17 protein-coding genes are annotated in these 26,132 nt (G+C 72.6%); 10 read left to right on the top strand and 7 right to left on the bottom strand.

Annotated elements, in window-relative coordinates; translation table 11 throughout:
* Positions 1-46 precede the first annotated feature (46 nt).
* Positions 47-1,000, top strand: a complete 954-nt coding sequence (locus tag AB0I28_RS00300; RefSeq protein ID WP_357488478.1) for an alpha/beta hydrolase — start codon at positions 47-49, stop codon at positions 998-1,000.
* Between the two features lie 97 nt (positions 1,001-1,097).
* On the opposite strand, the gene AB0I28_RS00305 is transcribed toward AB0I28_RS00300, so the two are convergent.
* Positions 1,098-1,241, bottom strand: coding sequence for a hypothetical protein (locus AB0I28_RS00305; protein ID WP_357488479.1), 144 nt, complete (start codon positions 1,239-1,241; stop codon positions 1,098-1,100).
* Positions 1,242-1,385: 144 nt separating this feature from the next.
* On the opposite strand from AB0I28_RS00305, the gene AB0I28_RS00310 reads away from it, so the two are divergent.
* Positions 1,386-3,365: a SpoIIE family protein phosphatase gene (locus tag AB0I28_RS00310; RefSeq protein WP_357488480.1), complete on the top strand. Its 1,980-nt coding sequence runs from the start codon at positions 1,386-1,388 to the stop codon at positions 3,363-3,365.
* 60 nt (positions 3,366-3,425) lie between these two features.
* Here the strand turns inward: AB0I28_RS00310 and AB0I28_RS00315 are convergent, their stop codons facing one another.
* On the bottom strand, positions 3,426-8,876 hold the full coding sequence (locus tag AB0I28_RS00315; protein WP_357488481.1) for a carboxyl transferase domain-containing protein: 5,451 nt from the start codon (positions 8,874-8,876) through the stop codon (positions 3,426-3,428).
* A 239-nt stretch (positions 8,877-9,115) separates the two neighbouring features.
* A complete protein-coding gene (locus AB0I28_RS00320) occupies positions 9,116-9,427 on the bottom strand; it encodes a nucleoside triphosphate pyrophosphohydrolase (protein ID WP_357488482.1) in 312 nt (103 codons plus the stop codon).
* A 161-nt stretch (positions 9,428-9,588) separates the two neighbouring features.
* Here AB0I28_RS00320 and AB0I28_RS00325 point away from each other — a divergent pair, with 161 nt between their 5' ends.
* From AB0I28_RS00325 to AB0I28_RS00345, 5 genes are all read left to right on the top strand, one after another.
* Positions 9,589-10,983: a hypothetical protein gene (locus AB0I28_RS00325; RefSeq protein ID WP_357488483.1), complete on the top strand. Its 1,395-nt coding sequence runs from the start codon at positions 9,589-9,591 to the stop codon at positions 10,981-10,983.
* A 75-nt stretch (positions 10,984-11,058) separates the two neighbouring features.
* Positions 11,059-12,639 carry a bifunctional 3-(3-hydroxy-phenyl)propionate/3-hydroxycinnamic acid hydroxylase gene (locus tag AB0I28_RS00330; RefSeq protein WP_357488484.1) on the top strand — a complete coding sequence of 527 codons (1,581 nt, stop codon included), beginning with the start codon at positions 11,059-11,061 and terminating at the stop codon, positions 12,637-12,639.
* Between the two features lie 203 nt (positions 12,640-12,842).
* Entirely contained in the window at positions 12,843-13,268 is a 426-nt protein-coding gene (locus tag AB0I28_RS00335; protein WP_357489263.1) for a Fur family transcriptional regulator, read from the top strand.
* Between the two features lie 32 nt (positions 13,269-13,300).
* Positions 13,301-15,532 (top strand): catalase/peroxidase HPI, encoded by a 2,232-nt coding sequence (gene katG, locus AB0I28_RS00340; protein ID WP_357488485.1) that lies wholly within the window; start codon positions 13,301-13,303, stop codon positions 15,530-15,532.
* Between the two features lie 128 nt (positions 15,533-15,660).
* A complete protein-coding gene (locus AB0I28_RS00345; protein WP_357488486.1) occupies positions 15,661-16,539 on the top strand; it encodes a MerR family transcriptional regulator in 879 nt (292 codons plus the stop codon).
* A 7-nt stretch (positions 16,540-16,546) separates the two neighbouring features.
* On the opposite strand, the gene AB0I28_RS00350 is transcribed toward AB0I28_RS00345, so the two are convergent.
* The 3 genes from AB0I28_RS00350 to AB0I28_RS00360 form a co-directional block, all read right to left on the bottom strand.
* Positions 16,547-17,284, bottom strand: a complete 738-nt coding sequence (locus tag AB0I28_RS00350) for an anti-sigma factor (protein WP_357488487.1) — start codon at positions 17,282-17,284, stop codon at positions 16,547-16,549.
* A complete protein-coding gene (gene sigK, locus AB0I28_RS00355) occupies positions 17,281-17,877 on the bottom strand; it encodes an ECF RNA polymerase sigma factor SigK (RefSeq protein ID WP_357488488.1) in 597 nt (198 codons plus the stop codon). The genes AB0I28_RS00350 and sigK overlap by 4 nt, the downstream gene beginning before the upstream one ends.
* Before the next feature lie 138 nt (positions 17,878-18,015).
* Positions 18,016-20,385, bottom strand: a complete 2,370-nt coding sequence (locus AB0I28_RS00360; RefSeq protein WP_357488489.1) for a tetratricopeptide repeat protein — start codon at positions 20,383-20,385, stop codon at positions 18,016-18,018.
* Positions 20,386-20,633: 248 nt separating this feature from the next.
* Here AB0I28_RS00360 and AB0I28_RS00365 point away from each other — a divergent pair, with 248 nt between their 5' ends.
* Positions 20,634-23,699, top strand: coding sequence for a BTAD domain-containing putative transcriptional regulator (locus tag AB0I28_RS00365; RefSeq protein ID WP_357488490.1), 3,066 nt, complete (start codon positions 20,634-20,636; stop codon positions 23,697-23,699).
* A 7-nt stretch (positions 23,700-23,706) separates the two neighbouring features.
* Here the strand turns inward: AB0I28_RS00365 and AB0I28_RS00370 are convergent, their stop codons facing one another.
* Positions 23,707-24,570 carry a PHP domain-containing protein gene (locus AB0I28_RS00370; protein ID WP_357488491.1) on the bottom strand — a complete coding sequence of 288 codons (864 nt, stop codon included), beginning with the start codon at positions 24,568-24,570 and terminating at the stop codon, positions 23,707-23,709.
* A gap of 56 nt (positions 24,571-24,626) precedes the next feature.
* On the opposite strand from AB0I28_RS00370, the gene AB0I28_RS00375 reads away from it, so the two are divergent.
* Together AB0I28_RS00375 and AB0I28_RS00380 are read left to right on the top strand one after the other, a co-directional pair.
* The gene (locus AB0I28_RS00375) at positions 24,627-25,694 is read left to right on the top strand and encodes a hypothetical protein (RefSeq protein ID WP_357488492.1); all 1,068 of its coding nucleotides are present in this window, start codon (positions 24,627-24,629) and stop codon (positions 25,692-25,694) included.
* A 46-nt stretch (positions 25,695-25,740) separates the two neighbouring features.
* Positions 25,741-26,127 (top strand): YchJ family metal-binding protein, encoded by a 387-nt coding sequence (locus tag AB0I28_RS00380; RefSeq protein ID WP_357488493.1) that lies wholly within the window; start codon positions 25,741-25,743, stop codon positions 26,125-26,127.
* Positions 26,128-26,132 lie beyond the last annotated feature (5 nt).

The following is a 26,132-nucleotide window of genomic DNA, read 5'->3' on the forward strand; positions in this document are numbered from 1 at the left end:
CTTAGGTATCGATACTGGAGGTAGCGCAATGGGTGCAGGAAAAGTCATGAGCGAGAGCATCGCCGCCGAGCGGCCGCCGCGGCCGGATCTGGCGACCATCACCGACGAGGAGCTGGCCGCCTATCGCGACGCCGAGAACCGCTTCCGGGCCTCCGTCGAGCTTCGGGTCGTCACCGGGCATCCCGACGAGGGCGCGACCATCGACTGGCAGGAGGTCGAGCTGTCCGACCGTGCTGTCCCGGTGCGGGTCTACCGGCCGTCCTGTGCGGTGGAGGGCGCCGCGTTGCCGCTCGTGCTCCACGTGCACGGCGGCGGATTCGTGGGCACGGCGACGCAGTGCGACTGGATCAACGCCCATTTGGCGGCCCGGCTGCCGGCGGTCGTCGTCTCCGTCGAGCATCGTCTCCTCGACGCCCGGACCCCGCTGGCGGCCGCCGTCGACGATGACTGGGACGTGCTGCGGTACGCGATCGGCCACGCGGAGCGCTGGGGAGTCGACCGGGACCGCATCGCCGTCTTCGGGGAGAGCTGTGGCGCGCTGGTCAGCGCTCTCGTGACCCTGCGGGCCGGCCGGGCGGGGCCTCGTCTGCGGGCGCAGGTCCTGGTCAACCCCTGCCTCGATGTGTCCGAGACGATGTTCGACCACCCCTCGTTCACCGAGTTCGCCGAGACGCCCGCCCTCGACAGGCCCGTGCTGGACCTGTTCCACCGCTTCGCCGTTCCGGCGGGGACCGATCCGGTGCCGCTGTCGCCGCTGCGCGCCGACGACCTGGGCGGACTGCCCCCGATGCTCGTTGTCGTACCCACCGACGACCCGCTCGCCGACCACGGCCGCGCCTACGCCGAACGCCTGAAGGCCGCCGGGACACCCACGCGGCTCACCGAACACCCCGGCGCCCAGCACGCCTTCCTGAGCACACCGGGCATCGCGCCGCAGGCCGAGACCGCGAAAACGGAGATCACCGATTTCCTCCGCGAGACCCTCGCCGCCACAGCGTGATCATCGCGGGGCGAGACCCGGCATCACCCCAGAACGCGCGGCGGGCCGGGTCTCCTCCACCGCTCGACGGTGGGGCCCCGGCCCGGCGCTCGCGCGCTCAGTGCCTGCCCTTGAGCTTCGTCACCAGCCTTCGAAGCTTGTACTGGGTCTCCGGCTTCTGCAGGTAGCGCTGCGCCTTGCCCTTCGCCTGCTGACCCTTGGGACTCTGCAGGAAACGCTGAATGCGGTCGACGATCGACATCTCGAACTCCTTCGCGGGGTGGATGACTCCTGAGTACCCCGAAACACCGCGGCCTAATCCGCCCCGAGACCGACGGCACCACCGTTGCGTGCGCACAGTGATCGAACGAACTCTAAGCGTTAGTGCGTGTCGTACAGTCGGTACATGGCGCTCGACAAACCGCTCGGCCTCCTCGCCGACAACCTGCGCCTGGCCACCGTCCTGGTCGACGCCGGCGACCGCATCGTCTTCTTCGACCCCATCGCCGAGGAGATCACCGGCTACGCCGCCGCCGAGGTGATCGGGCGCGAAATGGAGACCGTCCTGCACGCCGACGGCGACGGCGGCGTCGCCACGGTCCGCCGCGCCGACGGGACCACGCGAACCGTCATGGCCCGCAACATCCCCGTCCGTCCCGCCGACGGCGCCCCCGTCCGCCTCGTGCAGTTCATCGACGTCGGCGCCGCCCGCGGAGCCGTCACCCACCTCGGCCTCCTCGATGCCTTCTTCCACCAGGCACCCGTCGGCTACGCCATCCTCGACCAGCACCTCCGCTACGTCATGGTCAACCAGACCCTCGCCGACTTCAACGAGCGCCCCATCGCCGACCACATCGGACGCAGCGTCCGCGACGTCGTCGTCTCACCCGACATCGACGCCTACGAACAGGCCCTCTTCGGCGTCCTCGAAAGCGGCGAGCCGCTCCTCAACGTCAGCATCGCGCGCTCGCCGACCACCAGCCCCGACGCGCGGGCCGTGGCCTCCGCGTCGTGGTTCCGCGTGACCGGCGGCGACGGTGAACCCCTCGGCCTGTGCGGCCTGATCGGCGACATCACCACGCAGGAGGCGCGCTCCCTGGTCGACGCGCGCGGCCGCCACCGCGCCCAGCTCCTCACCAAGGTGGGCACGCTACTGGCGATGAGCCTGGAGATGGAGGTGGTGTGCGGGAAACTCGCCGAGCTGCTCACCGCCGACTTCTGCGACCTCGCGGCCATCGACGTGTTCGCCGAGGTCGTCGGCGAGCAGACCGAGGTCGCCCCCGACGACCCGCACGTCCTCTTCCGCCTCGCCGGAGCGACGCGCCTCGACGACCCGCGCGCCGTCCGCCTCATCGGACAGCGCGGGCCCCGGCCGCTGGCCGACTCGCCGGGCCTGGCGATGGTCCTCAAGGACAACCGGGCGCGGATGTTCCCGCCCGAGGAGTCCACCGGCGCCGAAGCCCCCGAATGGATGCTCACGACCGCCCGCGAACTCGACGCCGGCTGCTACCTCGCCGTGCCGCTGCGGGCACGCGACACCACGATCGGCGCGCTGAGCTGCCTGCGGACGGGTGACCGCACCGCCTTCGACGAGGACGACATGCGCTTCGCCGAGGAGGTCGCCGCCCGCACCGCCGCGACCATCGACAACGTGCGCCTCTACCAGGAGGAGCGGCGCAAGGTCGTCGTCCTCCAGATGAGCCTGCTCCCCGGCACGCTCCCGAGCCTGCCCGAGGCCGAGCTCGCCCACCGCTACCTGCCGGGCCGGGCAGGGCAGCAGGTCGGCGGGGACTGGTACGACGCGTTCGTCCTGCCCGGGCACCGGATGGCCATGGTGATCGGCGACGTCGCCGGGCACGGTGTCGGCGCGGCGGCGACCATGGGCCGCTACCGCAGTGTCGTGCAGACCCTGGCCAGCATCGGGCTCGAACCGGGCGCGCTGCTGACCCGGCTCAACCAGATCGCCACCAGCTTCGGCGAGACCGCGATGGCCACCTGCGCCTACGTCCAGTACGACCCGTGGGACCACCGGTGCACGATCGCCTCGGCCGGCCATCTCCCGCCCATCGTCATCCGGCCCGGTGCCCGCGCCGAGGCCCTCGACGTCCGCCACGGCCCGATGCTCGGCGCCTCCGAGGACGCCCTGTACGAGACCGACATCATCGACACCCCGCCCGGGACCCGGCTGCTGCTCTACAGCGACGGCCTCGTCGAGTCGCGCACCATCTCCTTCGAGGCGGGCGTGGCGAGGCTGGCGGCACTGCCCGGCACCGGCCTGCCCCTCCCGGAGCACGCCGACCTGATCATGTCCGCCGCGCCCGGCGACAGCCGCGACGACCGCGCGCTCCTGCTCGCCGAACTGCGCGGCACGACCCGGGCGCACTGATCCCGCCGAACACACCGACGGCCCTCCGGGCGGCCCCTCGGCCGCCCGGAAGGCAAGGCGTCAGCCGCGTCGGGTGTCGATCGCCTCGATGATGCGCGGCCGCAGTTCGGCGGCGCGGATGACCGCGTCGACCGAGCCGACCTCCACCGCGCGCTGGATGTTGTGCACGCCGTCGAACTCCGCGGCGACCTCGCCGAGCTTCTCGGCCCGGACGGAGGCGCGCAGTTCGTCGAGTTCGGCGGTGAGGGTGGCCCGCTCGGTTCCCGACGCCGCCGCGACGCGTGACTCCAGGTCGCGGACGCGCGGGTCTGCGGCCGTGCGGGCGTTGACGTCGCCGGAGAAGACGACGGCCGCGGCGGGCGCGCCGCCGAGGACCGAGGCGAAGGACCCCTCCAGTGCCAGCACGGTCATGTTCGGGTTGAGCGCCTTGGAGAACACCACGAACGCGCCGCCGTGGTAGCGCGAGATCACGCAGAACACGATCGGCCCGTCGAAGTTCACGATCGCGCGACCGATCTCGGCGCCGTACTCCAGCTGGAGCTTGCGCATCGACTCGGGTGAGCCGTCGAAGCCCGAGAGGTTCGCCAGCACGACCAGCGGCCGGTTGCCGCTCGCCGCGTTGATCGCCCGCGCCGCCTTCTTCGACGAGCGGGGGAACAGCGTGCCGGCCGTGTAGGTGTCGGGCCCGTCGGTGGGGGGGAAACCGCGCCGGGGCACCGAGCGCGACTCCACGCCGAGCAGGCACACCGGCATCCCGCCGAGGTGGACGTCTTGCACCGCGACGGTCTCGGCGTCGGCCATGCCCGCCCAGCGTTCCAGCACCGGGTGGTCCTGGTCGGCCAGCGCCCGCATCACCGTGCGGATGTCGAAGGGCTTCTTACGGTCGGGGTTGGCCTCGGCGGAGAAGATCTCGCCGACGGTGCGGAAGTCGCTGCCCTCCACGTCGTGCGGGAAGTCCGAGACGTCGCGGTCGACGGGGTCGGAGGTCTCGGCCCTGCGAGGCGCGTCCTCTCCGGGGGCCACGTACGTGTGGGCGTAGTGCGCCATCACGATGTCGCGGGCGCCCAGCAGGGTCGGCGCCCAGTACTGTGCCTGGCCGTTGGGGCCCATCACCCGGTCGTAGCCGCCGATGCCGTAGTTGTCCTCGGCCGACACACCACCGGAGAAGTCGAGCGACTGCTTGCCGGTGAGGACCATCGCCGAGTCCGGCGTCATCACCAGGATTCCCTTGGTGTGCATGAGCATCGTCGCCTCGGCGTTCCAGTACGGCTGCGCGCCGACGTTGATGCCCGCGACCACGATGTTGATCTCGCCGCCGTCCTGGGTGAACTCGACGATCCGCTTGAGGGCCGCGGCCACCCAGTCCATGTTCTCGGTGCCCGACTGCATCGAGATCCGGGCACCGGCCGACAGCGCGTACCACTCCAGCGGCACGCGCATGCGCTCGGCGAGGTCGAGCGCGGCGATCACGCGCCGGCACTCGGGCTCGGACAGCGCGCCCAGCGCCTTCGTCGGGTCGCCCAGCAAGACGACACGGGTGACGCCCTCGGGGTGCCGCTCGGTCGGCGTGCTCACCACGCCGGCGACGATGGCGGCCGTGTTGCGTCCCTTGGGCCGGTCGACCGGTACGAGCGCGCCCGACTCGTCGAGGTCGTGCTCGGTGAAGTCGCCGAGCAGTCCGGTCAGCTCGTAGGGGTAGACCGCGTTGCGGCCGGCGGCACGCAGCACCTTCAGGCGGTAGTCGTCGAGCGGCTCGACGAACTCGGTCGTCGGCTCGCCGAAGGTCAGCTCGGCGTCGCGAGCGGCGTTGAAAGAGATGCGCAGGTGCATCTTGCGCAGCTCACCGGTCTGGCGATCGCGCCGGCGCGCGATGAACAGGATCTCCTCAAGGCCCGCGCCGCCGGTCGTCGGGCGCACGCGGCCGGCGATCATCCCCAGTTCCTCTCGGGTGATGTCCACCGGCGGCCACACGTAGATGACGGCCCGGTTGGTGGTGAAGCGGTTGCGCGCGGGCCGCCGAACCTGTGCCCGCCGGATCGAGTCGAGGCAGGCCGCGACGGTGTCCTCGGCGGTCGGCAGGGCGACCAGGCGGCCGTCGTGTTCGCGCAGCTCGGTGAGGTCGCGCACCTGCGCGAACGCGACGAGGCGGTCGTCGGAGGGGTTGTCCCGCGCGACGGCCTGGAACAGGTAGACCTCCTCGTCGGAGGAGCGCAGGCGCGTGAGGTCGAACTTCCCGAAGCGCTCCATCTGCATTCGCTGCGCGATGTAGGGGTGCAGGCCGCGGATCAGGCGCTCCTCGGCCATCCCGCCGTCGGAGCTGCGGAACGTGAAGTGATGGTGCATCACGGCTCCGCTGCGGCCCGCGACAGTCGTGGTGAGCCTTCGTACGCGGCTGGGCAGCGGGTGCGCCTGGACGACGTCGTTCAGCGCGGCGGCCATCGCCTCGGAGTCCTCCGGCTGGTCCTCCCACGACAGGTAGACGTCGGCGTCGATGTCGGTCTCGCCCTCGCCCAGCTCGGCCAGGCCGCGCAGGGCTCCGCCGAGGCCGTCGAAGGCGACGGCCGCGGAGGCCAGCAACGAACCGGTGCGCTCGGCGATGACGAAGGAGACGTCGCCGACCTTGACCGTCCGGACCCCGGAGAGCCCTTTGTTGCCGTAGTAGCGGCGGGTCAAGACCTCCAGCATCACCGAGTTGTCGACGTCGTCGCGGACCAGCCGCTGGCCGAGGAGCCTGACGAGGGGCTCGGTCGTACGGACCATCTCGGCGATGCGCTCGGCGCGGTCGGCGGCGTCGGGGTGGGCGTCGAGGTGCCGCAGGTGCTTGCGGACCCCGGCGTAGACCAGGGCGCGGTTGCGGCGCAGGAGCGGCTGCGCGAACCAGGAGAAGACGACACCGCGGGCGAGGTCGGCGATGACCGGGAAGCGCACCTGCGTGGCCGCCATGAGGCGCTCCAGCACGAGCCCGGCGGGCTCGCGCATCGCCTCGTCCGGCGCGGGCTCCTGCAGCCAGGAGCGCAGAACGGCCGTGACGACGGCCGCGTCGGCCGACGAGCGCTGCTGGGCGAGGAATACGCGGAAGACCGCGGCCTCGACCTCGGGCGTGCGCTCCAGATCGGTGACACCGTAATGACCGAGGGCCTTGGTCAGCTTCGTCTGGAACGCCGGCGGCAGCCCGGCGCGCTCGACGTCGAGGCTCTGGAGGTAGGTGTGGAAGTACTCGCGGGCACTGTGGACGTGGGTGTCGCTGCCGCCGTCCTCGCCCGTTGGCCGGTTGCGGCTGAGCTCGGCGAGGTCGGCGAACAGGTCGACCAGTGCCAGTTCGGCGGCCAGGGGCCGCGGACCGGCGGCGCGGCGGGCGGCCAGGTAGTCGTCGAGGACCCGGCCCTCGTCGTGCGGATCGACGTCGAAGCCGAGCAGCAGGCCGCGCAGGTCCTCGAGACCGCGCCGGACGCGTTCGGCGACCGGACGCTCGGTCGGCTCGGGCGGCAGGTCCAGCTCGACGGCGGCGACGGCGGGGGAGTCGCCGGCCTCCTCGTCGGCGAGCGGTTCGAGGCGCAGCAGGGCCGCGCCCGTCTCGACCTGGCTGCCCACGGAGACCGCGCACTCCTTGAGGCGCGCCTTGAACGGCGCGCGCAGCACCGTCTCCATCTTCATGCTCTCCAGCACCAGCACGGGTGCGCCGGCCTCGACCTCGGCGCCGACCTCCAGCGGGGTGGCGACGACCAGCGCGGGCATGGGCGAGCGCAGCACGCCGCCCTCGTCGCGGCCGACCCGGTGTGTGACGCCGTCGACCTCGACGAGGTGGGTTGCGCCGTAGGTATCGGTCAGGAGGCGGTGGCGCACGCCGTTGACGACGATCTGGCCGCTGTGGCGGTCGTGGCGGTCGAGTTCGACGTCGGCGGTGCGGATCTGCTCACCGGCCTCGATGGCGACGCGGAAGCGGTGCGCTCCGACGCGGGCGACGCGCACGCGGTAGCCGACGCCGCGCAGCTTCAGGTCGAGCGGGCGGCCGCTCTCGTGGCGCACCTGGGGGCGTCCGCCGAACGCGGTGGACAGCAGGCGCTGGCGCTCGGCCCGCTCCTCCTCCTCGTAAGCCTCGATGGCGGCGGCGGCCAGCGCGATCGCGGAGTGCCGGTGCGACACCAGGCGGCCCTCGCCGCGCACGCGGTCGATCCAGCCGGTGTCGGCGCTGCCGTCGACGACCTCGGGCTGGTCGAGCAGGTCGAGGACGAAGCTCTTGTTGGTGGCGCCGCCCTCGATGACCACGGTGGTCTCGGCCATCGCGCGGCGCAGCCGGCCGAGGGCCTCGTCGCGGTCGCGTCCGTAGGCGATGATCTTGGCGATCATGGAGTCGAAGTCGGCGGGGATGGAGTCGCCCTCACTGACACCGGTGTCGACGCGGATGCCGGGCCCGGCGGGCAGGGCGAGGCGCGCGATGCGGCCGGGGGAGGGCGCGAAGTCGCGGTCGGGGTCCTCGGCGTTCAGGCGGGCCTCGACGGCGTGGCCGCGCTCGGCCGGAGGCTCGCCTTCGAGCCGGCCGCCCGCGGCCACGTGCAGCTGGGCCTTGACGAGGTCGAAGCCGGTGGTGGACTCGGTGATGGGGTGCTCGACCTGGAGCCGGGTGTTGACCTCCAGGAAGGCGAAGAGCCGGTCGCCGGGGTGGTAGAGGAACTCGACGGTCGCGGCTCCCCGGTAGCCGACGGCCACGGCGAGGCGCTCGGCGGAGGTCTTGAGTTCCTGGGCCTGATCGGGGCGCAGGACCGGAGAGGCCGACTCCTCGATGACCTTCTGGTTGCGGCGCTGCACCGAGCAGTCGCGGACGCCCAGCGCCCACGCGGTGCCCTGGCCGTCGGCGATGACCTGCACCTCGACGTGGCGGGCTCCGGTGACCAGGCGCTCCAGGAACACCACGCCGCTGCCGAAGGCGCGCGCGGCCTCCTGACTGGTGCGCTCGTAGGCTTCGGCGAGGTCGGCTCCGTTGGTGACGACCCGGATGCCGCGCCCGCCGCCGCCGGCGGTCGCCTTGAGCATGAGGGGGTAGCCGATCTCGGTCGCGGCCTTCAGGGCGGCGTCGAGGTTCTCGACCGCGCCACGGCTCCACGGCGCGACCGGGACGCCGACCTCCTCGGCGATGAGCTTCGCGCCGATCTTGTCGCCGAGCTTGCGCATGGCGTCGGGGCTCGGCCCGACGAAGGTGACGCCGATCCGCTCGCAGAGTTCGGCGAAGGCGGGATCCTCGGCGACGAAGCCCCAGCCGACCCACGCCGCGTCGGCGCCGGACTCCACAAGGGCGTGTTCGAGGACCTTCAGGTCGAGGTAGGGCCGCGCGGCGGCGGGGCCGAGGTCGAAGGAGAGGTCGGCCTCGCGGACGAACGTGGCCGTCCGGTCGACGTCGGTGTACAGGGCGACGGTCTCGATGCGGGCCCCGGTCTCCGCGGCTATGTCCCGCACGGCGTGGATCAGCCTCATCGCGGCCTCACCCCGGTTGACGATGGCGACGCGTTTGAACACCGAAACGAACCCTCCTGTGGACCGACAATGCGCGGGCCGCCCACGGGCGGCCCCTATCACCCTCCCGCTTGGAGCGCGGGCGGCGCTATGCCGTGCCTGAGCGATCTGCACGGCGATAGTTGTAGGAACTATACAAAGCCGCTTGGCAGGCCCAGGCAGGCCGCTCGCGCGGGCGCGCCGCACGGACTCAGGACCTTCCTCACAGCGTGCCCGACGAGGGCGCCCGGCCGATCTTGGGGTCAGCGCTCGCCGTGCCAGATGACGCGCCCGGCGAAACCGCCGCGCTCGGCCGCCTTGCCCGCGCGGATCTCTTCAAGGCCCTCGGGCGTGAGGCCGTGCAGTGCGGCGAGTGCGCGGACGACCTCGACGATGTCGGCGAGTTCCTCGGCCGCAGAGTCCTCGTCGGCCTCCAGGTACTCGGTGGTCTCCTCGCCGAGCTTGGCGCGCAGTTCGCGGCGGTACTCGCCGTCGGTGGCCACGGTGGTCACCGGGTCGAGTCCGTCGGCGCGGATGATGTCGGGGACGCGGTCGCGGACGAGTTTGCGGATCATGCGGCTCCTCGGGTCGGGCGGCCGGTTGACGGCGCGCAATAACATCCTCCCTACGCCGGTTCACGTCCGGCGGCCCGCCTCGGGGGACGGCGGTGAGTCGCGCGGCCCCCGGGCGAGTGTTGTCCACGCGGCGACACCATCGCCGCGGCAGGAGGGGAAGCATGCGAGAACGAGTCGTGAAGCTGCTCGTGTTCACCTTGGCGGCGGTGCTGGGAGCGACCGGGGTCTCGGTCGGTGTCGCCGGAACCGCGCAGGCGGAGGTCTCGGCCCCGATCCCGTTCGACTACGAGGGCAAGAACGTGCGGGTGAAGATCTACTCGCGGGATGTCGGCGACGCGGAGAACAGCCCGGTCTTCAAGTTCGGCGATCTGCTCAACCGGGCGGTCCGCTACAAGACCGCCAATCCCGCCGCCGACGTGCGGGTCACGTTCGCGATGTACACGATGAGCTCGGACGTCTACATCGGAGTCGTGCCCGGCACGGCCTCCTATGGCCACGTCCGCGACTCCGACTGGGATCCCGACAACACCGAGAAGCTGACCTACTCGATGGTGAAGGCCGCGCAGCACAAGATCGACGTGGACTTCGCCTACCAGAAGGACGCCTACAAGCCCGGCGGTCAGGACGGGGAGGTGCTCCGCTACCTCGAAAGCCACATGGACGACGCGTGCGTCGGGGACGGCGCCTGTCAGGTGCGCGACCACCTCAGCGCCCGCAAGGTCACCTGGGGCGATGAGTCCCCTCAGCAGATGCACGCCAAGTACATGACGGTGAACCACTACCTCGGCGACGACGGCGGCGACATCACCGACACGACCTACGTGTCGACGGCCAACGTCGACGACCACAGCTCCACAGGTGTTCCGGTCGGGCACGACTGGGTCCAGTCGGGGACGCTGGTCAACGGCCATCCCGGTCTGCTCGCGGCCTACAACGGCTACTTCGGCAAGATCTACGACAACGCCTACGACCAGGCGGCGTTCCACACGGCCGTGCGCGAGGCCCACGGCCGGGGCGAGCTCAACTTCGACGACGCCCACTTCAGCGCGTACTTCTTCCCGATCCCGACGGACGCGGCCGACGGCTGGGACATCGCCTTCAACCCGGTGGCGAAGTACGTCGACCTGATGCGCGAGACCGGCGGCGACCGCTACCTCAAGGTCAACGTCTACCACCTGAAAGGCGACGCCTTCGGCAAGCGGCTCCACGCCGAGCTCAAGGCGATCCACGACGCGCCGGATCCGGGACTCGAGCACTTCCGCTTCGTCGTCTACCGCAACAGTGCCGAGAAGACGTGGTCGGTCGTGAAGAACTTCGGGCAGCTGGGCACGGTCTACTACGGCGAGGACACCGCGGTGAAGAACACGCACGCGAAGAACACCCAGTTCGCCTTCAGCGGTGCCGGCGAGTACTACTGCGTCACCGGCTCCACCAACCTCAAACTCGACGAGAACGCGTCCAAGGCGAACTCCAGCCTGGTGATCAAGGAGTTCACCGTCGATCATCCGGTCTACGACGAGTTCAAGAAGATCTACGAGTACGTCACGCTCGCATAGCGAGGACGCGGGTCTCCCGGCCGCGGGGCCCGCGTACCTTTCCCGTCGATCTCCGGCCGGACCTAGGATTCGGTCATGTCGCAGAACGTCCGGGTGGTGGTCGTCGGAGCAGGCCCGGCCGGGCTGACCGCGGCGATCGGGCTGGCCCTGCGCGGCATCGAGTGCCTCGTCCTGGAGCGCAGGCCGCGCCCCTATCCTTTGCCGCGCGCGGTGCACTTCGACGACGAGGTGTTCCGCATCCTGGCCGGTCTCGGTCTCGGTGAGCGGGTCCGCGCGATCTCCCGGCCCGCCGCCGGCATGCAGCTCGTCGACACGCGGCTGCGCCCGCTGGCGGAGTTCACCCGCGACGCGGCCGGCGGCCCGCACGGCCACCCGCAGGCCAACATGTTCGACCAGCCCGAACTCGACGCCGTGCTGCGTGAGCGCCTCGGCGAGATGCCGAAGGCCGTGCTGCGCGAAGGCGCCGAGGTCACGGCGATCGAAGACGACGGCGGCCCGCTGCGGGTCCGCTACCGCGACGCCGCCACCGGCGAGGAGTCGGTCGTGCGGGCCGACGCGGTGCTCGGCTGCGACGGCGCCAACAGTCCCACCCGCGAGGTCATCGGCGCCACCATGCGCGACCTCGGCTTCGAGCAGCGCTGGCTCGTCGTCGACGCCCGCAGCCCGCGCCCCCTGGTCGCCTACGACGGGGTTCAGCAGGTCTGCGACCCCGACCGCGCCGCGACCTTCATGATGGTCACGCCGGGCAGGTACCGGTGGGAGTTTCGCCTCCCGCCGGCCGAACCGGGCGACGCGGAACTGGACGACGACGCCGTCCTCGCGCTCATCCGGCCCTGGCTCGGCGAGGTCGCCCCCGAAGAGCTCACCCTGACACGCCGGGCCTGGTACACCTTCCGGGGCGCCGTCGCCGACCGCTGGCGCGCCGGACGGGTGTTCCTCCTCGGCGACGCCGCGCACCTCACACCTCCGTTCATCGGACAGGGCATGGGCGCCGGCGTCCGCGACGCCGCCAACCTCGCCTGGAAGCTGGCTCTCGTCCTCGACGGCCTCGCCGACGACCGGCTCCTCGACACCTACCGGGCCGAGCGCCTTCCCCACGCCCGCAGGATGATCCGGCTCGCCGTCATCGTCGGCAGGATCATGACCGGCGGCAGCGCCCGCACCGCCCGACTGCGCCGGGTCGCACTGAAGCTCGCGACCCGCCTCCCCGGGATCGAGGGGAAGGTCCTCGACACCGCCTGGCCGGCCTTCCCCGCCGGACCGCTCACCGCCGGACGCGACCGGGCCGCCGGAAAACTCTGCCCGCAACCGCTGGTCCGCACACCGACGGGCGAGGCGGGGCTCGACGAGCTTCTCGGCGACGGTTTCGCGATCCTCGGCCCTCCCGGATGCCGGGCCGCCGTCGAGGCCTTCGACACCGCGACGCGCGACTACTTCGACGCCCTCGGCACGCGGGTCGTCGAACTCGGCGAGGACGCCGTGGTCGATGTGGACGGTTCCCTCGCCACGCTGCTCCATTCCCGCGCCGGCACCCTGCTGCTGCGCCCGGACCGCGTGATCGTCGCGAGCGCGGCCGGCCCGGACCTGCGCGTCTGGCGGCGGCTGCTCGAACGGGCGGGGATCTCGGGTGCCCCGAAAAGGGCGGACACGTGCTGAGCCGCTCTCCCCGGACCCGCGCGGTCGCCGGCCGCATCGACCATGCTGCCGCGGTGGGAGACCCCGGTAAGTGACGGCGGGCGCCCGAACCTCGTGAACAGTGCACAAGGCACCTGAGCGGACACATATCGTCCCTGTTCAGAGCATTGCGCAAGGTTAAACTTGACTCATTCCAAAAAATGGTTCACACTTCTGGCGTGGCCATGACCTTGGACTTCGAGCAGATGCTGCGAGAGGTCGCGTTGCGAGTCACCCGACCCCGGGTGGAGGTGCTCAGCGCCGTGCACGCGCGACCGCACGCTGATACCGACTCGATCATCGCCGCGGTTCGCACCACCCTCCCGACCGTCTCGCATCAGGCGGTCTACGACTCCCTGAACGCGATGACGGCCGTCGGCCTGGTTCGCCGCATCCAACCCTCCGGCCTCGTGGCCCGCTACGAGTCGCGAGTGGGCGACAACCACCATCACGTCGTGTGCCGGTCCTGCGGTTTGATCGCCGACGTCGACTGCAGCGTCGGCGAGGCGCCGTGCCTCATCGCCTCGGACGCCGGCGGCTTCACGATCGACGAGGCCGAGGTCGTCTATTGGGGACTGTGCTCCGACTGTTCCACCCCAGGCAACCCCTGACAAACCCCTCAGCAAGTTCTGGAAGGAAACCGATGTCCGAGAACCATGACGCCATCGTCCACGACGCCGATTCCGGCGCCGAGTCCCGCTGCCCGGTGGCGCACGGGCGCGCCCCCCACCCCGTCGAGGGCGGCGGCAACCGTGGCTGGTGGCCGAACCAGCTCAACCTGAGGATGCTGGCGAAGAACCCCGCCGTGGCCAACCCGCTCGGCGAGAAGTTCGACTACGCCGCGGCCTTCAACTCGCTCGACCTGCCCGCCGTCAAGCGGGACATCGCCGAGGTGCTGACGACCTCCCAGGACTGGTGGCCCGCCGACTTCGGCCACTACGGCCCCCTCATGATCCGCATGGCCTGGCACAGCGCCGGCACGTACCGGATCAGCGACGGCCGCGGTGGCGCAGGCGCCGGTCAGCAGCGCTTCGCGCCGCTCAACAGCTGGCCGGACAACGGCAACCTGGACAAGGCCCGCCGCCTCCTGTGGCCCGTCAAGCAGAAGTACGGTCAGAGCCTGTCCTGGGCCGACCTGATGATCCTCGCCGGAAACGTCTCCCTCGAGTCGATGGGCTTTGAGACCTTCGGCTTCGCCGGCGGACGCGAGGACGTGTGGGAGCCCGACCAGGACGTGTACTGGGGCCCGGAGACGACCTGGCTCGGCGACGCCCGCTACACCGGCGACCGCGAGCTGGAGAGCCCGCTGGCGGCGGTGCAGATGGGCCTGATCTACGTCAACCCCGAGGGCCCCAACGGCAACCCCGACCCGATCGCCGCGGCCCGCGACATCCGCGAGACCTTCCGCCGCATGGCGATGAACGACGAGGAGACCGTCGCGCTGATCGCCGGCGGCCACACCTTCGGCAAGACCCACGGCGCCGGACCCGCCGACCACGTCGGCGCCGAGCCCGAGGGCGCCTCGCTCGAAGACCAGGGCCTCGGCTGGAAGAACAGCTTCGGCACCGGCAAGGGCGGCGACGCCATCACCAGCGGCCTTGAGGGCATCTGGACCAACACCCCCATCCAGTGGGACAACAGCTTCTTCGAGATCCTCTTCGGCTACGAGTGGGAGCTGTTCCAGAGCCCGGCCGGTGCCAACCAGTGGCGCCCCAAGGACAACGCGGGCACCGGTACCGTCCCCGACGCCCACGACGCCTCGAAGACCCACGCGCCGACGATGCTCACCACCGACCTGTCGCTTCGCTTCGACCCGGTCTACGAGCAGATCTCGCGTCGCTTCCACGAGAACCCGGCCGAGTTCGCCGACGCCTTCGCCCGCGCCTGGTACAAGCTCACCCACCGCGACATGGGGCCGATCCAGCGCTACCTCGGCCCGGAGGTCCCGACCGAGGAACTGCTCTGGCAGGACCCGCTGCCGGCCGTCGACCACGAACTGATCGACGCCGCCGACATCGCCGACCTGGAGAACCGCGTCCAGGCCACCGGCCTGTCGGTCGCGCAGCTCGTCACCACCGCCTGGGCCTCGGCCTCGACCTTCCGCGGCGGCGACAAGCGCGGCGGCGCCAACGGCGCCCGCATCCGCCTTGAGCCGCAGAACGGGTGGGAGGTCAACCAGCCCGACGAGCTCGCGGTCGTGCTGCGCGCCCTCGAAGGCGTCCAGGCGGACTTCAACGCCGCCCAGACCGGCGGCAAGAAGGTCTCCCTCGCCGACCTGATCGTCCTCGCCGGGTCGCTCGCCGTGAAGTGGGCCGCCAAGAACGGCGGCCACGACGTCCAGGTGCCCTTCACCCCGGGCCGCACCGACGCGTCGCAGGAGAAGACCGACGTGGAGTCCTTCGCCGCCATGGAGCCGGCCGTCGACGGGTTCCGCAACTACCTCGGCAAGGGCCAGCGCCTGCCGGCCGAGTTCCTGCTGGTGGACAAGGCCAACCAGCTCACGCTGAGCGCGCCCGAGATGACCGTCCTCGTCGGCGGCCTGCGGGTCCTCGGCGCCAACCACCAGCAGTCGTCGCAGGGCGTGCTCACCGAGACGCCCGGCGCCCTGACCAACGACTTCTTCGTCAACCTGCTGGCCATGGGCACGGTCTGGACGGCGACGTCCGAGGACGCCTCGGCCTTCGAGGCCCGCGACGCCTCCACCGGCGAGGTCAAGTGGACCGGAAGCCGCGTCGACCTGCTCTTCGGCTCCAACTCGGAGCTGCGGGCGGTCGCCGAGGTCTACGCCGGTGACGACGCTGCGGAGAAGTTCGTCCGCGATTTCGTCGCCGCCTGGGTGAAGGTCATGGAGCTCGACCGCTACGACCTGGTCTGATAGACGAACGCCCGGGCGCACCGCGAGGTGTGCCCGGGCGTTCTCGTGTCCATGGGCGCCGGGCAGAGCGGGACTACCGGTCCCGCCGGAGCCCACGAACGAGTGAAACGGCAGGCTAGGGTGTCGAAGTGAGCGACGGTCTGAGCCCCGGAGAGGTCGCGCGCCGCCTCGGTATCGCCGTCACGACGCTGCGGACCTGGCACCAGCGCTACGGCCTGGGTCCCAGTCGCCACTCCACCGGGCAGCACCGCCGCTACGGCGACGACGACCTCGCCCGCCTGGAGACCATGCGGCGGCTCACCACCTTGGGCCTGCCCGCCGCCGCGGCGGCCCGTGTCGCGCTCGCACCGGGCTCGACGCCCGAACCCACCGCCCGCGCCGGCGGCGGGCACGCCATCAGGATGCGGTCGGCGAGCCGCGCGGCACGCGGACTGGCGGCCGCCGCGATGCGCCTCGACGTCCTCGCCATGCGGGAACTGATCGCCGGCCACCTCGTCGACCACGGCGTCGTCCGCACGTGGGACGACCTCGTGCGGCCCGTCCTCAGCGGCATCGGGACGAGGCACGCCGGCACCGGCCGCTTCGTCGAGGTCGAGCACCTGCTGTCCAGAAGCGTGAGCGAGGCGCTGGCCGCCGTCCCGCGCCCGGGCGCGGGCTCGCCGGTGCGCGTCATGCTCGCCTGCGCCGACGGCGAGATGCACAGCCTGCCCCTCGAAGCACTGGCCGCGGCACTCGCCGAGCAGGGCGTCGGCTCGCGGCTGCTGGGTGCGCGGGTCCCACCGGTCGCGTTGCTCGACGCCGTCGCCCGCACCGGCCCCATCCTCGTCGTGGTGTGGTCACACGAACCCGCGACAGCCGACCCGGAGCCCCTGACGGCGCTGGTCGAGGCCGCACCGGTGGTCGCCGTCGCCGGAACCGGCTGGTCGCCGCCACTGCCCGAGCAGGTCATCACCCTGCCGACCCTCCGCGAGGCGGTCGACCTCGCCATGCGGCTGGCCGCCGCCTGAGTCCCGGTCAGATCGCGATCACGCCGACGGCGTGCGTGGGCTGCGGCGATCCGCCGGCCGGTTCCACCGACAGGCCGATCGCGGTCGCCTCGACGATGCCGGCGACCAGCCCGGAGACGTGCGGCATCAGGCCGGCGCTGACCATGACACCGTCGACGTCGCGCCAGAGCTGATAGGCCTGGTCGGCGCTCAACCCGGGCATGCCCACGCGGGTGACGACGGCGGCGTTCCGGCTCGCGGAGGTGACCACGCTGATCGACCCGCCGTCGGCGGCCGGCGCGGTGGTGAGCACGGCGTCGTCGGCGGCGAGGACGGCCGCGACCCGGGCGGCCTCGGCGTCGCGGGCGTCGACCTGCTCGCGGAGGTCGTCGACCCGGGCCTGCCCGGTGACGTAGACGAAGGCCGAGAGCGCCAGCGCGGCGACGGCCACGATCGCCGCGGCCAGGGTGACCAGGTTCCGGCGCGGGCGCGGCACGGCCGGGGCCGGCCGGCGCGGAACGGGCCGGTCCTCGGCGGTGAGCTGAGGAGTGGCGCGGACGGCCTCCATGACCGAGGCGCGCATCGTCGCGGGCGGTTCGGCGCTGAGGCCGTCGGCCAGTCGCGCGGCGGTGCCGGACAGTTCGGCGGCCTCGGCGGCGCAGGACGAGCAGGCGCCGAGGTGGACCTCGAAGCGGGCGCGCTCGTGGTCGTCGAGCGCGTTGAGGACGTAGGCGCCCAGCAGGGTGTGGGGTTCGTCGTGGATCATCGCGCCCCCAGGCAGTCCCGCAGCCGGATGAGCCCGTCGCGCATCCGGGCCTTGATAGTAGGCAGTGCGACGGCGAGTTCGGCGGCGACCTGCGGGTAGCTCAGGCCCGAGTAGTAGGCGAGCGTGATCGACTGGCGCTGGAGCTCGGTGAGCCGGGTCAGGCAGCGGCGGACCTGCTCCCCTTCGGCCCTGATGAGGGTGGTCTCGGCGGCCTCGTCGAAGGGGACGTCGGGGGTCATGAGGGCGGCGGCCTTCGACTCGCGGTCGGTGGAGCTCTGGGCGGCGCGGACGTGGTCGACGGCGCGGCGGTGCGCCATGGTGAGGACCCACGACAGCGCCGATCCGCGCGCCGCGTCGAAGCGGGGCGCCTGGCGCCACACGTCGAGCAGGGCCTCCTGTGCGGCCTCCTCGGCCATCGCGCGGTTGCGCAGGATCCGCAGGGCGAGACCGAAGACGCGGGGGGAGACGAGTTCGTAGAGCTCGGCGAAGGCCTGCTCACTGCCGCGGCCCACCTCGGCCATGAGCTTGTCCAGGGACGGTTCGTCCGCTCGGTTCGGCGGGCGCTGCTGCTCGGGACGGGATCGTGCGGTCACGGGCGTGCTCCACGGATCTGCGACGGCGGTAGCGCCGGACGTGCCAGCGCCCCCTCACTCTACGCAGTGCGGTTCGGGCCGTGATTTCGACTCACGAATCGGCGCAATATCGATCTCCGCAGGTAGCCCGGCCGGAGTTCAGGCCTCCGGGTCGGCGCAGCGCGGGCCCGCGGGCGCGACTCGGCCGGGATCCGAAGCGCCGGTGGCGGCCTCGACGCCACGCCGCGCGCGTTCCTCCTGGCGGCCGAAGCGCATCGTCCGGGCCAGGTCGAGGGCGTGCCGGTGGAGTTCGAGCGCCTCGGCGTCGCGTCCGGCGGCCCGGCAGGTGTCGCCGAAGTCGTTGAGGAAGTGGACCGCCGCCTGGTGCTCGCCGAGCTCACCGAGCAGTGCCATCGCCTCCCGGTGGGTCGCGACGGCCTCGTCGAGCCGGCCGGCGTGGCGCAGGGCCACGGCGAGGTAGTTGAGCGCCCACGACAGGTCGTAGTCGTGGTCGTCGGCCTCGCTCAGGACACAGACCCGCCGCAGGTGCTCGATCGCCGTGGCCGGGTCGGCCGGTGCGATCGCGGCCGCGTAGGTGACCAGGGCGGCGCGGTGAGCGATGCCGTCGCCGCAGACGCCCATCGCCTCCTCGGCGAGATTCGCCGCCCGGGTCAGGTCGCCGTCCTGGTAGTGGGTCCAGGCGGCGTAGGCGCGCGCGAAGGCGAGCCCGTCGGGCTTGCCGATCGCCTCGAAGAGTTTCGCGGAGCGTTCGAGGTCGGCCAGCGCCCTCGCCGAGTCGCCGATGTTGTCGTACAGGTTCCCCCGGCGCAGCGCGAGCACGGCGGCCACGTCGGGCCGGTCGACGGTGGCGAGGAGGCGTTCGGCGGTCTCGTACTCGTCGAGGGCCTCGGTGGTGCGCCCGGTGGCGGCGCGCGCGTTGCCGAGGCCGACGCGGATCCGGGCGAGCAGTTCCCGGTCGCCGAGGCGCAGGGCCGCGGGCAGCGCCGCCTCCAGCATTCCCACCTCCTCGGCCCAGCCGCCACGCCTGGGAAAGTAGGGGCGCAGCAGCGTCGGGAGGCGCGCGGTGAAAGCGTCGGCCCCGATGGCCACCGCGCGTTTGAAAGCCGCGCGCAGGTTGGCGAACTCGCGGTCGTACCAGGCGAGCGCGGCATCGCGGTCGGCGAACGGCTGCTCGTCGTCGCCGGGCGCCTCGACGTAGAGGAAGGGCAGTCGCCGGAAGGCGGCGGTGGCCAGGCACAGGTGGTGGTCGAGGACCCGCAGTTCCGCGCGGCGGCGCGCGGCCTCGGGCTCCTCGGCCTCGACGGTCCGGGCGGCGAAGCCGCGCACCAGGTCGTGCAGGCGGAAGCGGTCGGCGGCGGGCTCCTGGACGAGGTGGATGTCGACGAGGTCTTCGAGGACGGCGGCGGTCTCGCCGACGCCGTATCCGGCGGCGGCCGCGGCGGTGGCGGCGTCGAAGTCGGGGCCCGGCAGCAGCGCGAGCCTGCGGAAGGTCTCGCGGTGCCGCTGCCCGAGTTGGCGCAGGGACATGCCGCAGGCGGTGTCGAAGTCGTCGGTCCGGCCGCGCAGCCGTTCGCCGAGGACGGCGATGGTCCAGCCGGGCCGGTGCCGCAGCCGCGCGGCGGCCAGCCTGATGGCCAGGGGCAGGTTCCCGCACAGCCGCATGACCTCGGCGACCGCCTCCGGCTCGCGGTCGTAGCGCTCGTCGTCGCCGCCCGCGCGGCGGAACAGGTCACCGGCCGCGGCGGGGCCGAGGACGTCGAGCGACACCGGCGGTACGTGGCCGAGGGCGACCAGGCGCCGGCGGCTCGTCACGATGACGGCGCTACTCCCGGCTCCGGGCAGCAGCGGCCGCACCTGCTCGGCGTCGTGGGCGTTGTCGAGGACGGACACGACTCGCCGCCGGGCCAGTTCCGAGCGCCACCGTGCCGCGAGGCGCTCGACGCTGTCGGGGATGGCGCTCGTCGGCACGTCGAGGGCGATGAGGAGGGTGCGCAGGGCGTCGGCGGGCTCGACGGGTTCCTCGCCCGGCGTGAAACCGTGCAGGTCGATGTACAGGCGGCCGTCGGGGAACCTGGGGGACAGGCGGTGGGCGGCGTGGACGGCGAGGGTCGACTTGCCGACCCCGGCCATGCCGTCGACGACCACGGCCCCCACCTCGCCGACGAGCCGCTCGACCTCGGCGAGCTCGTCTTCGCGGCCGGTGAAGTCGGCGACGTCGGAGGGCAGGTCGTTGCGCGGCGCGGGAGCCCGGCGGGCGGCGGCGGCCACCGCCGGGGACGCCCGGCGCGCCAGCTCCCACGTCGGCCGCAGGGGACGCGGATCGCGGCCGATGACCCGGCACAGCGCGACGACGGCCTCCCACGGGGGAACCGACTGCCCGGCGATGTAGCGCGACAGCGAGGACGAACTTAGCCCGGCCTCCTGCGCCAGGCCGCGCAGACTGCGTCCCGACAGGTCCCAGACCTTGCGCAGCCGGGCGGCCAGATCGGTTCCGGACGGGTGCTCCATGGGTCGCCTTCCTCGCGTCGTCCCACGGCCGGGACGTTCCGCGCGGAGGCCATCTTGCCTGATGGCGGAGTGGTGCCCATGCCGTGCCGTCACCGCCCGTGGTGGACGCCCGGGCCCGTTCGCCGACTCCCCGGTCCGATACGGCCGCCGACAGCACCCGTTACGGTCTGGACCGGCCCGGTGACTTGCCCTAACCTGAGCCGGTATCGGCCTAGGGGCAGGCCGAAGGGCGGACCTTGGGGGCGGCGATGGATTTTCGGATCCTCGGACCGGTGGAGATCGACATCGACGGGCGCCGCGCGCCCCTCACCGGCCGCAACCGGCCGGCGCTGCTGGCCGCGCTCTTACTCGACAACGGCCGGGTCGTCTCGACCGAACGGCTCATCGCGGCCCTGTGGGACCAGGACCCGCCGGCCACGGCCCGGCAGCAGACGCAGAATCTCGCCTCCGGTCTGCGCCGTGAACTCGCCGCGCTCGGCGCGCCCGACATCATCCGCGCTGCCCCGGGCGGCTACCGCTCGGCCGTCGAGCCGGACCGCCTCGACGTGACCCGCTTCGACGCCTATACGGCCACCGCGCGCGCCCAGGCAGCCGAGGGCCGCGACCAACACGCCCTCGAAACCTTCGAGCGCGCCTTCACGCTGTGGCGGGGCCCGGCACTGGCGGGCCTCGGTGGTCCTGTCTTCGAGTCCGCCGCCCGCCTCATCGAGGAGCGGCGGCTCTCGGCGAGTGAGGACCGCGTGGCGGCCCGGCTCGCGCTCGGCCACTGGCACGAGGCGATCACCGAGACCAGAGCCCTGCTCGACGAGCACCCCTACCGGCAGAAGACCGTCGCGCGGCTCATGCGCGCCCTGCACCTCGGCGGGCGGACCGCCGAGGCGCTTGCCGCCTATGAGGCCTTCCGGGTCCGTCTCGCCGACGAGCTGGGCATCGACCCGGGCGCCGAACTCCGCGAGACCCACCTCGGCCTGCTGTCGGCCGACCCGCCGGCGAGCACACGAGCGCGGGGGACTTCCGCGCCCGCTGAACTCCCGGCCGCACCGGGCGGTTTCACCGGGCGCGCCGCCGAGCTCACCGCGCTCGACACCATCGGCCGGCGCGGCCTGGTCACCGTCCTCGGCCGGCCCGGCGTCGGCAAGACCGCGCTGGCGGTGCACTGGGCCCACCGCAACAGATCGCGCTTCCCCGACGGCCAGCTCTACGTCGACCTGCGCGGATTCGACAGCGCCGAACCGGTTTCGCCGCTGAGGGTCCTGTGGCGGTTCCTTCGCGTCCTCGGCCACCGGGGCGACGCTCCCGGCGACCTCGACGACGCCGTCGCGCTTTACCGCACCCGGGTCGCCGACCGGAAAATGCTCGTCGTTCTGGACAACGCCGCCGACGCCGAACAGGTCCGCCCGCTCCTCCCGGCGGGCCCCGGCAGCCTCGCCGTCGTCACCAGCCGTGCGGGACTGTCCGGCCTGGAGGTCCGCGACGGCGCGCGGCCCCTGCGCCTCGGCCATTTCACGCGGGCCGACTCGCTCCGACTCCTGAGGCGGCTGCTCGGGGCCACCGGCCACGACGTGACCGGCCACGCCGTCCGCAGGCTCGCCGACCTGTGCGGGCACCTGCCGCTCGCCCTGCGGATCGCGGCGGCGAACCTCACCGCCGACCCCGCGCTCACTCTCCCCGCCTACCTCACCGAGCTCGAACGCGACCGCTTCGCCGGGCTCACCGTCGAAGGCGAACCCGAGACCGCCGTCGACGCCACGATCACCCTGTCCTACTCGGCTCTCGGCCAGGCCGAACGGACGCTGTTCCGCCGGCTCGGTCTGGTCGCGGCCACGGACTTCCCCGAGACGGTCGCCGCGGCCCTCGCGGGCCCGGCCGGTCGACCCGGCCTCGCACGCCTCGTCGAGGCGCACATGGTCGAACGCGGCGGCGCCGGCCGCTTCCGCCTGCACGACCTGCTGCGCCTCTACGCCGAGCGCCGGTGCGCCGCAGAGGAGCCGCCGGAGGAGCGAGACGCCGCCGTCGACCGGCTGATCGCCGTCTACGCCGACCCCGCCGGCCGAAACCCGGAAGCGGAGCGCGACAACATCGCGATGACCGCGCTGCGCCACGCCGGCCGCCCCACCGCCTGGCGGCTCCTCGAACGGCTGCGCGCCGACATCGAGCAGGGCTACGAGATCGCGGGCATGCGCGCCCTCCTCGACCGCGCGGCGGCGCGGCCGGGCGCCGAACCCCGCCGGCAGTGGACCGTGCGGTACCTGCGGGCGAAGCTCGCCTGGCTCGGCGGTGACTACCGCACCGCCATCGCCGCCGGAACGGCCGCCCTGCACGCCGCCCGGGAGGCCGGCGACCCCGAACGCGAGTTCATCGCTCTCGCCGGTCTCGGCACGTACCACCGTGTGCGCGGCGACTACGGCCTCGCCCGCATCCACGAGGAGGCGAGCCTCGTCCTCGCCCGCCACGCCGGAAACCGGGCCGAGCTCGTCGAGTGCCTGCTCAACGTCGCCAGCGGCCGGCTGAAGGCGGGCGACCCGCAGGCGGCCGCCCTCCTGCTGGCCGAGGCGGAGGCGCTCGTCGCCGATCTGAGAACGCCACTCGAACGCGGGCGCCTCCTGCGCAGGCAGGTGATGCACGACGTCATCACCGGCGACTTCGCCCTCGCCGAGCGCCGCGCCGACGAGGCCTTGGACCACTACCGGCGCCACGACTCGGCGCGCGGGAAGGCGTGGGTGCTCAAGTTCCTCGCCGAGGCCCATCGCGGCCTCGGCGCTCCCGACCGAGGCTGCGCCCGCGCACTGGAGGCCCTGCGGCTGGCGCGCGACGCCGGACTCGTCAACGCCCTCCCGGCCATCCGGCTGACCCTCGCCGACTGCCGCAACGACCTCGGCGAGCCCCACGCGGCACTCGGCCACGCCACCGAGGTGCTGGCCATGACCGAGCGGCAGAACGCCAAGGGCGGCATCGCCGAGGCGTGGCGCGTCCTCGCCGAGACGCACACCGCGCTCGGCGACTACGGCCCGGCCGTCGAGCTCGCCGGACGGGCCGTCGCCTGGCACGTCGCGGCGGGCGAGCCGTACTACCTGGCGGCGGCGCTGCGGGCAGCCGGTGCGGCCTACCGCCGCCAAGGCCTCACCGAGGAGGCGCGCGCGGCCTGGACCCGAGCGCACCGCACTTACACAGAACTGGGCGCGAAGCAGGCTTCCGCGGTGCGGGCGCTGCTCGAAGCGCCGCCCGCCGCCGCCCGTCGGGACGCGCTCGGAGAAGGCATGCGCCGGCCGCGCGGGTGCGACCTCGACGCGGACCGTTCCGCCCCAGCCGGCTGAGCCGCGCTCAGCGCGAGCGCCCCCACACGTCGAAGGGATGGCGGCCCGCCCGGAAACCGTTCGCCTCGACCATGGCCGCCGCTCGGGCGAACCCCCGCGCCAGATCGGCGGGGGAGTGGGCGTCGCTGCCGAAGGTCACCGCGTCGCCGCCCTCGTCACGCCACCAGGCCAGGATGTCGGGGTGCAGCGGCAGCGAGGTGTTGACTTCGAGAGCCCGGCCGCTGCCGGCGAGCACGCGCAGGGCGTGGCGGAACTCGTCTTCGAACGCGTGCGGGTCGAAGGGCCCGGCCTCGGCCGGCCAGGAGCGGACCGCGTAGTCGATGTGGGCCAGCACGGAGAACGCGCCGGAACTCTCGATCACGGCGGGCACCTCGGCGAGGTAGTCGCGAACGACGTCGGCCGCGCGCCTGCGCCGGTACAGCCCCGTCGGTTCGGCGAACCCGTCCTCGATGGGCAGGCAGTGCAGGGAGCCGAGCACCCGCTCGAAGTCCCCGGCGGCGAGGAGCTTTCCCGCCGCCTCGGCGTGCAGATGCGGCTCCCCGAGTTCGACGCCGGTGATGATCCGCAGGCCCGGGAACAGGTCACGGCACCGCTCGACGGACTCGAAGTAGCCCTCGACGTCGAACGGCGGCGGCGTGAGCAGCCCGTCGGGCGCGGCGATGGACGCGAGGAAGCTGTTGGCCTCCAGGTGGCGGTCGACCACCTCCCACGCCGTGAAGTCAACGTGCTCGGTGAAGGCCAGGGCAGGCAGGCCGATCTCCACCGCTCGGGCGCAGGTCCGTTCCATCGAACCGTCCCGGGCGTCCCAGGACCATTCACTGTGGACATGGCTGTCGGCGGGCAGGGCCACGATCTCGTCAGGTGGCGGCATCCCTGAAGACTAGCCAGACTCGACCGCGACCCCGCGGTCCGACGAGAAGGCGAACGATGGGCACCGAACTCCACATCGACCCGATCCGGGCCGTCGAGCACTTGTTCACCCGATGGCTGCCGCACACGCGCCTGAGCTTGATCGACGGCGAGGCGCCTGCCTCCTATGTGGAGGATTGGACGACCGCGCCGTCCCCGGAGGAGGTGTCGCGACACGGTTCCTTCCCCGCGACCTTCCCCGTCCCCGGCGGTCGGCGCCACCCGCTCACCGCCGAACGTTTCGACGTCCACGACCCCGCCGAAACGTCCACCAGCCCTCTCCACGCCTCCTGGGGAGTCCCCGACAACGGCGCGCGGCGGGCGTACGAACTGATCATCGGCGCACTGGAGACCCGACCCGGCGCACTCGACCGCCGCGGCCGGGCGCTGGCCGGCCTGCTCGCCGGATACCTGACCGCCGACGCCACGGACCTCCTGCGGATCAACGTCGCCGCCGAACCGGGCGGTCCCGCCCTCGACGGCGAACTGCATCTCCTCGCCCGCTCCGGCAAGCGCACGACCCGCCTCGCGCTCATCCCCGCGGTGGACGCCTCCCCCGTCGAGGCCGCGCCGGAGCACCGGATCGCCTGCGCCGCGACGCTGCTCGCCGAGTTCCTCCGGATCAACAACACCGACACCGTCACCTTCGACGTCGCCCTTGGAACCCACGGCGCCGACCTGGACGTCGCCGACCCCGACGCCGCCTTCCGCGCGGCCTGGACCGGCACCGACTGGGCGATCGCCGACGACGAGGACGACGGCGTCCTGCGGCCTGTCGGCACCGGCGCGCTGGAGGCCGCGCTCACCGAGTCGGAGGAGAACCTGGTCGCCGTCGCCCGCGCGCAGACCCTGCTCTGGGAGTTCGACGCCGACATGCCCGAGATCCCCGGCGACGAACTCGTCTCCCACCTCGCCCGCGACCTCCTCGAAACGATCGTCACCGAGACCACGGGATCGGCCGCGACCCCACCCGTTCTCGCCTACGCCGGGAACCTCCCCCTCGCCTCGGTCCTGGAGGGCGAGGGCGACTCCGTCCTGCTCCTCGTGGGCGCGCACCGCACCGCCCTCGTTCACATCGCCGGATAGCGCACCAGCCGAACCGGCCCGCGAGCGGCTGGGCGATCATGTCGGCATGCAACAGTCTCGCGAAGCCTGCCCCTGCGGCCTGGGCGTCCCCTACTCCGAATGCTGCGGCCGCTGGCACCGCCAAGGGCAGGAGGCGCCCACCGCCGAACTGCTCATGCGCTCGCGGTTCACCGCTTTCGCCATCGGCGACGCGCCCTACCTGCGCCGGACCTGGCACGCGTCGGGCCGGCCCGGCCGCATCGACCTCGATCCCGGAACGCGCTTCACCCGGCTCGAAATCCTCGGCACGACCGGCGGGGGCCTGTTCGACAAGGAGGGCACGGTCCACTTCCGGGCGCACTACGTCGAGGACGGGCACGCCGGGGTCGTCGAGGAGGACAGCCGCTTCGTTCGCGAGGGCGGGCGCTGGCTCTACGTCGCCGCGATCGACTGAGCGGC

The sequence above is a fragment of the Phytomonospora sp. NPDC050363 genome (genome assembly GCF_040655735.1).
Classification (GTDB): Bacteria; Actinomycetota; Actinomycetes; order Mycobacteriales; family Micromonosporaceae; genus Phytomonospora.

Coding starts and splice junctions, on each gene's coding strand:
- AB0I28_RS00325 (WP_357488483.1), top strand. CDS start 9,589: ATGCGAGAACGAGTCGTGAAGCTGCTCGTGTTCACCTTGGCGGCGGTG.
- AB0I28_RS00370 (WP_357488491.1), bottom strand. CDS start 24,570: ATGCCGCCACCTGACGAGATCGTGGCCCTGCCCGCCGACAGCCATGTC.
- AB0I28_RS00320 (WP_357488482.1), bottom strand. CDS start 9,427: ATGATCCGCAAACTCGTCCGCGACCGCGTCCCCGACATCATCCGCGCC.
- AB0I28_RS00310 (WP_357488480.1), top strand. CDS start 1,386: ATGGCGCTCGACAAACCGCTCGGCCTCCTCGCCGACAACCTGCGCCTG.
- AB0I28_RS00365 (WP_357488490.1), top strand. CDS start 20,634: ATGGATTTTCGGATCCTCGGACCGGTGGAGATCGACATCGACGGGCGC.
- AB0I28_RS00305 (WP_357488479.1), bottom strand. CDS start 1,241: ATGTCGATCGTCGACCGCATTCAGCGTTTCCTGCAGAGTCCCAAGGGT.
- AB0I28_RS00330 (WP_357488484.1), top strand. CDS start 11,059: ATGTCGCAGAACGTCCGGGTGGTGGTCGTCGGAGCAGGCCCGGCCGGG.
- katG (WP_357488485.1), top strand. CDS start 13,301: ATGTCCGAGAACCATGACGCCATCGTCCACGACGCCGATTCCGGCGCC.
- AB0I28_RS00360 (WP_357488489.1), bottom strand. CDS start 20,385: ATGGAGCACCCGTCCGGAACCGATCTGGCCGCCCGGCTGCGCAAGGTC.
- AB0I28_RS00380 (WP_357488493.1), top strand. CDS start 25,741: ATGCAACAGTCTCGCGAAGCCTGCCCCTGCGGCCTGGGCGTCCCCTAC.
- AB0I28_RS00350 (WP_357488487.1), bottom strand. CDS start 17,284: ATGATCCACGACGAACCCCACACCCTGCTGGGCGCCTACGTCCTCAAC.
- AB0I28_RS00375 (WP_357488492.1), top strand. CDS start 24,627: ATGGGCACCGAACTCCACATCGACCCGATCCGGGCCGTCGAGCACTTG.
- AB0I28_RS00335 (WP_357489263.1), top strand. CDS start 12,843: ATGACCTTGGACTTCGAGCAGATGCTGCGAGAGGTCGCGTTGCGAGTC.
- AB0I28_RS00300 (WP_357488478.1), top strand. CDS start 47: ATGAGCGAGAGCATCGCCGCCGAGCGGCCGCCGCGGCCGGATCTGGCG.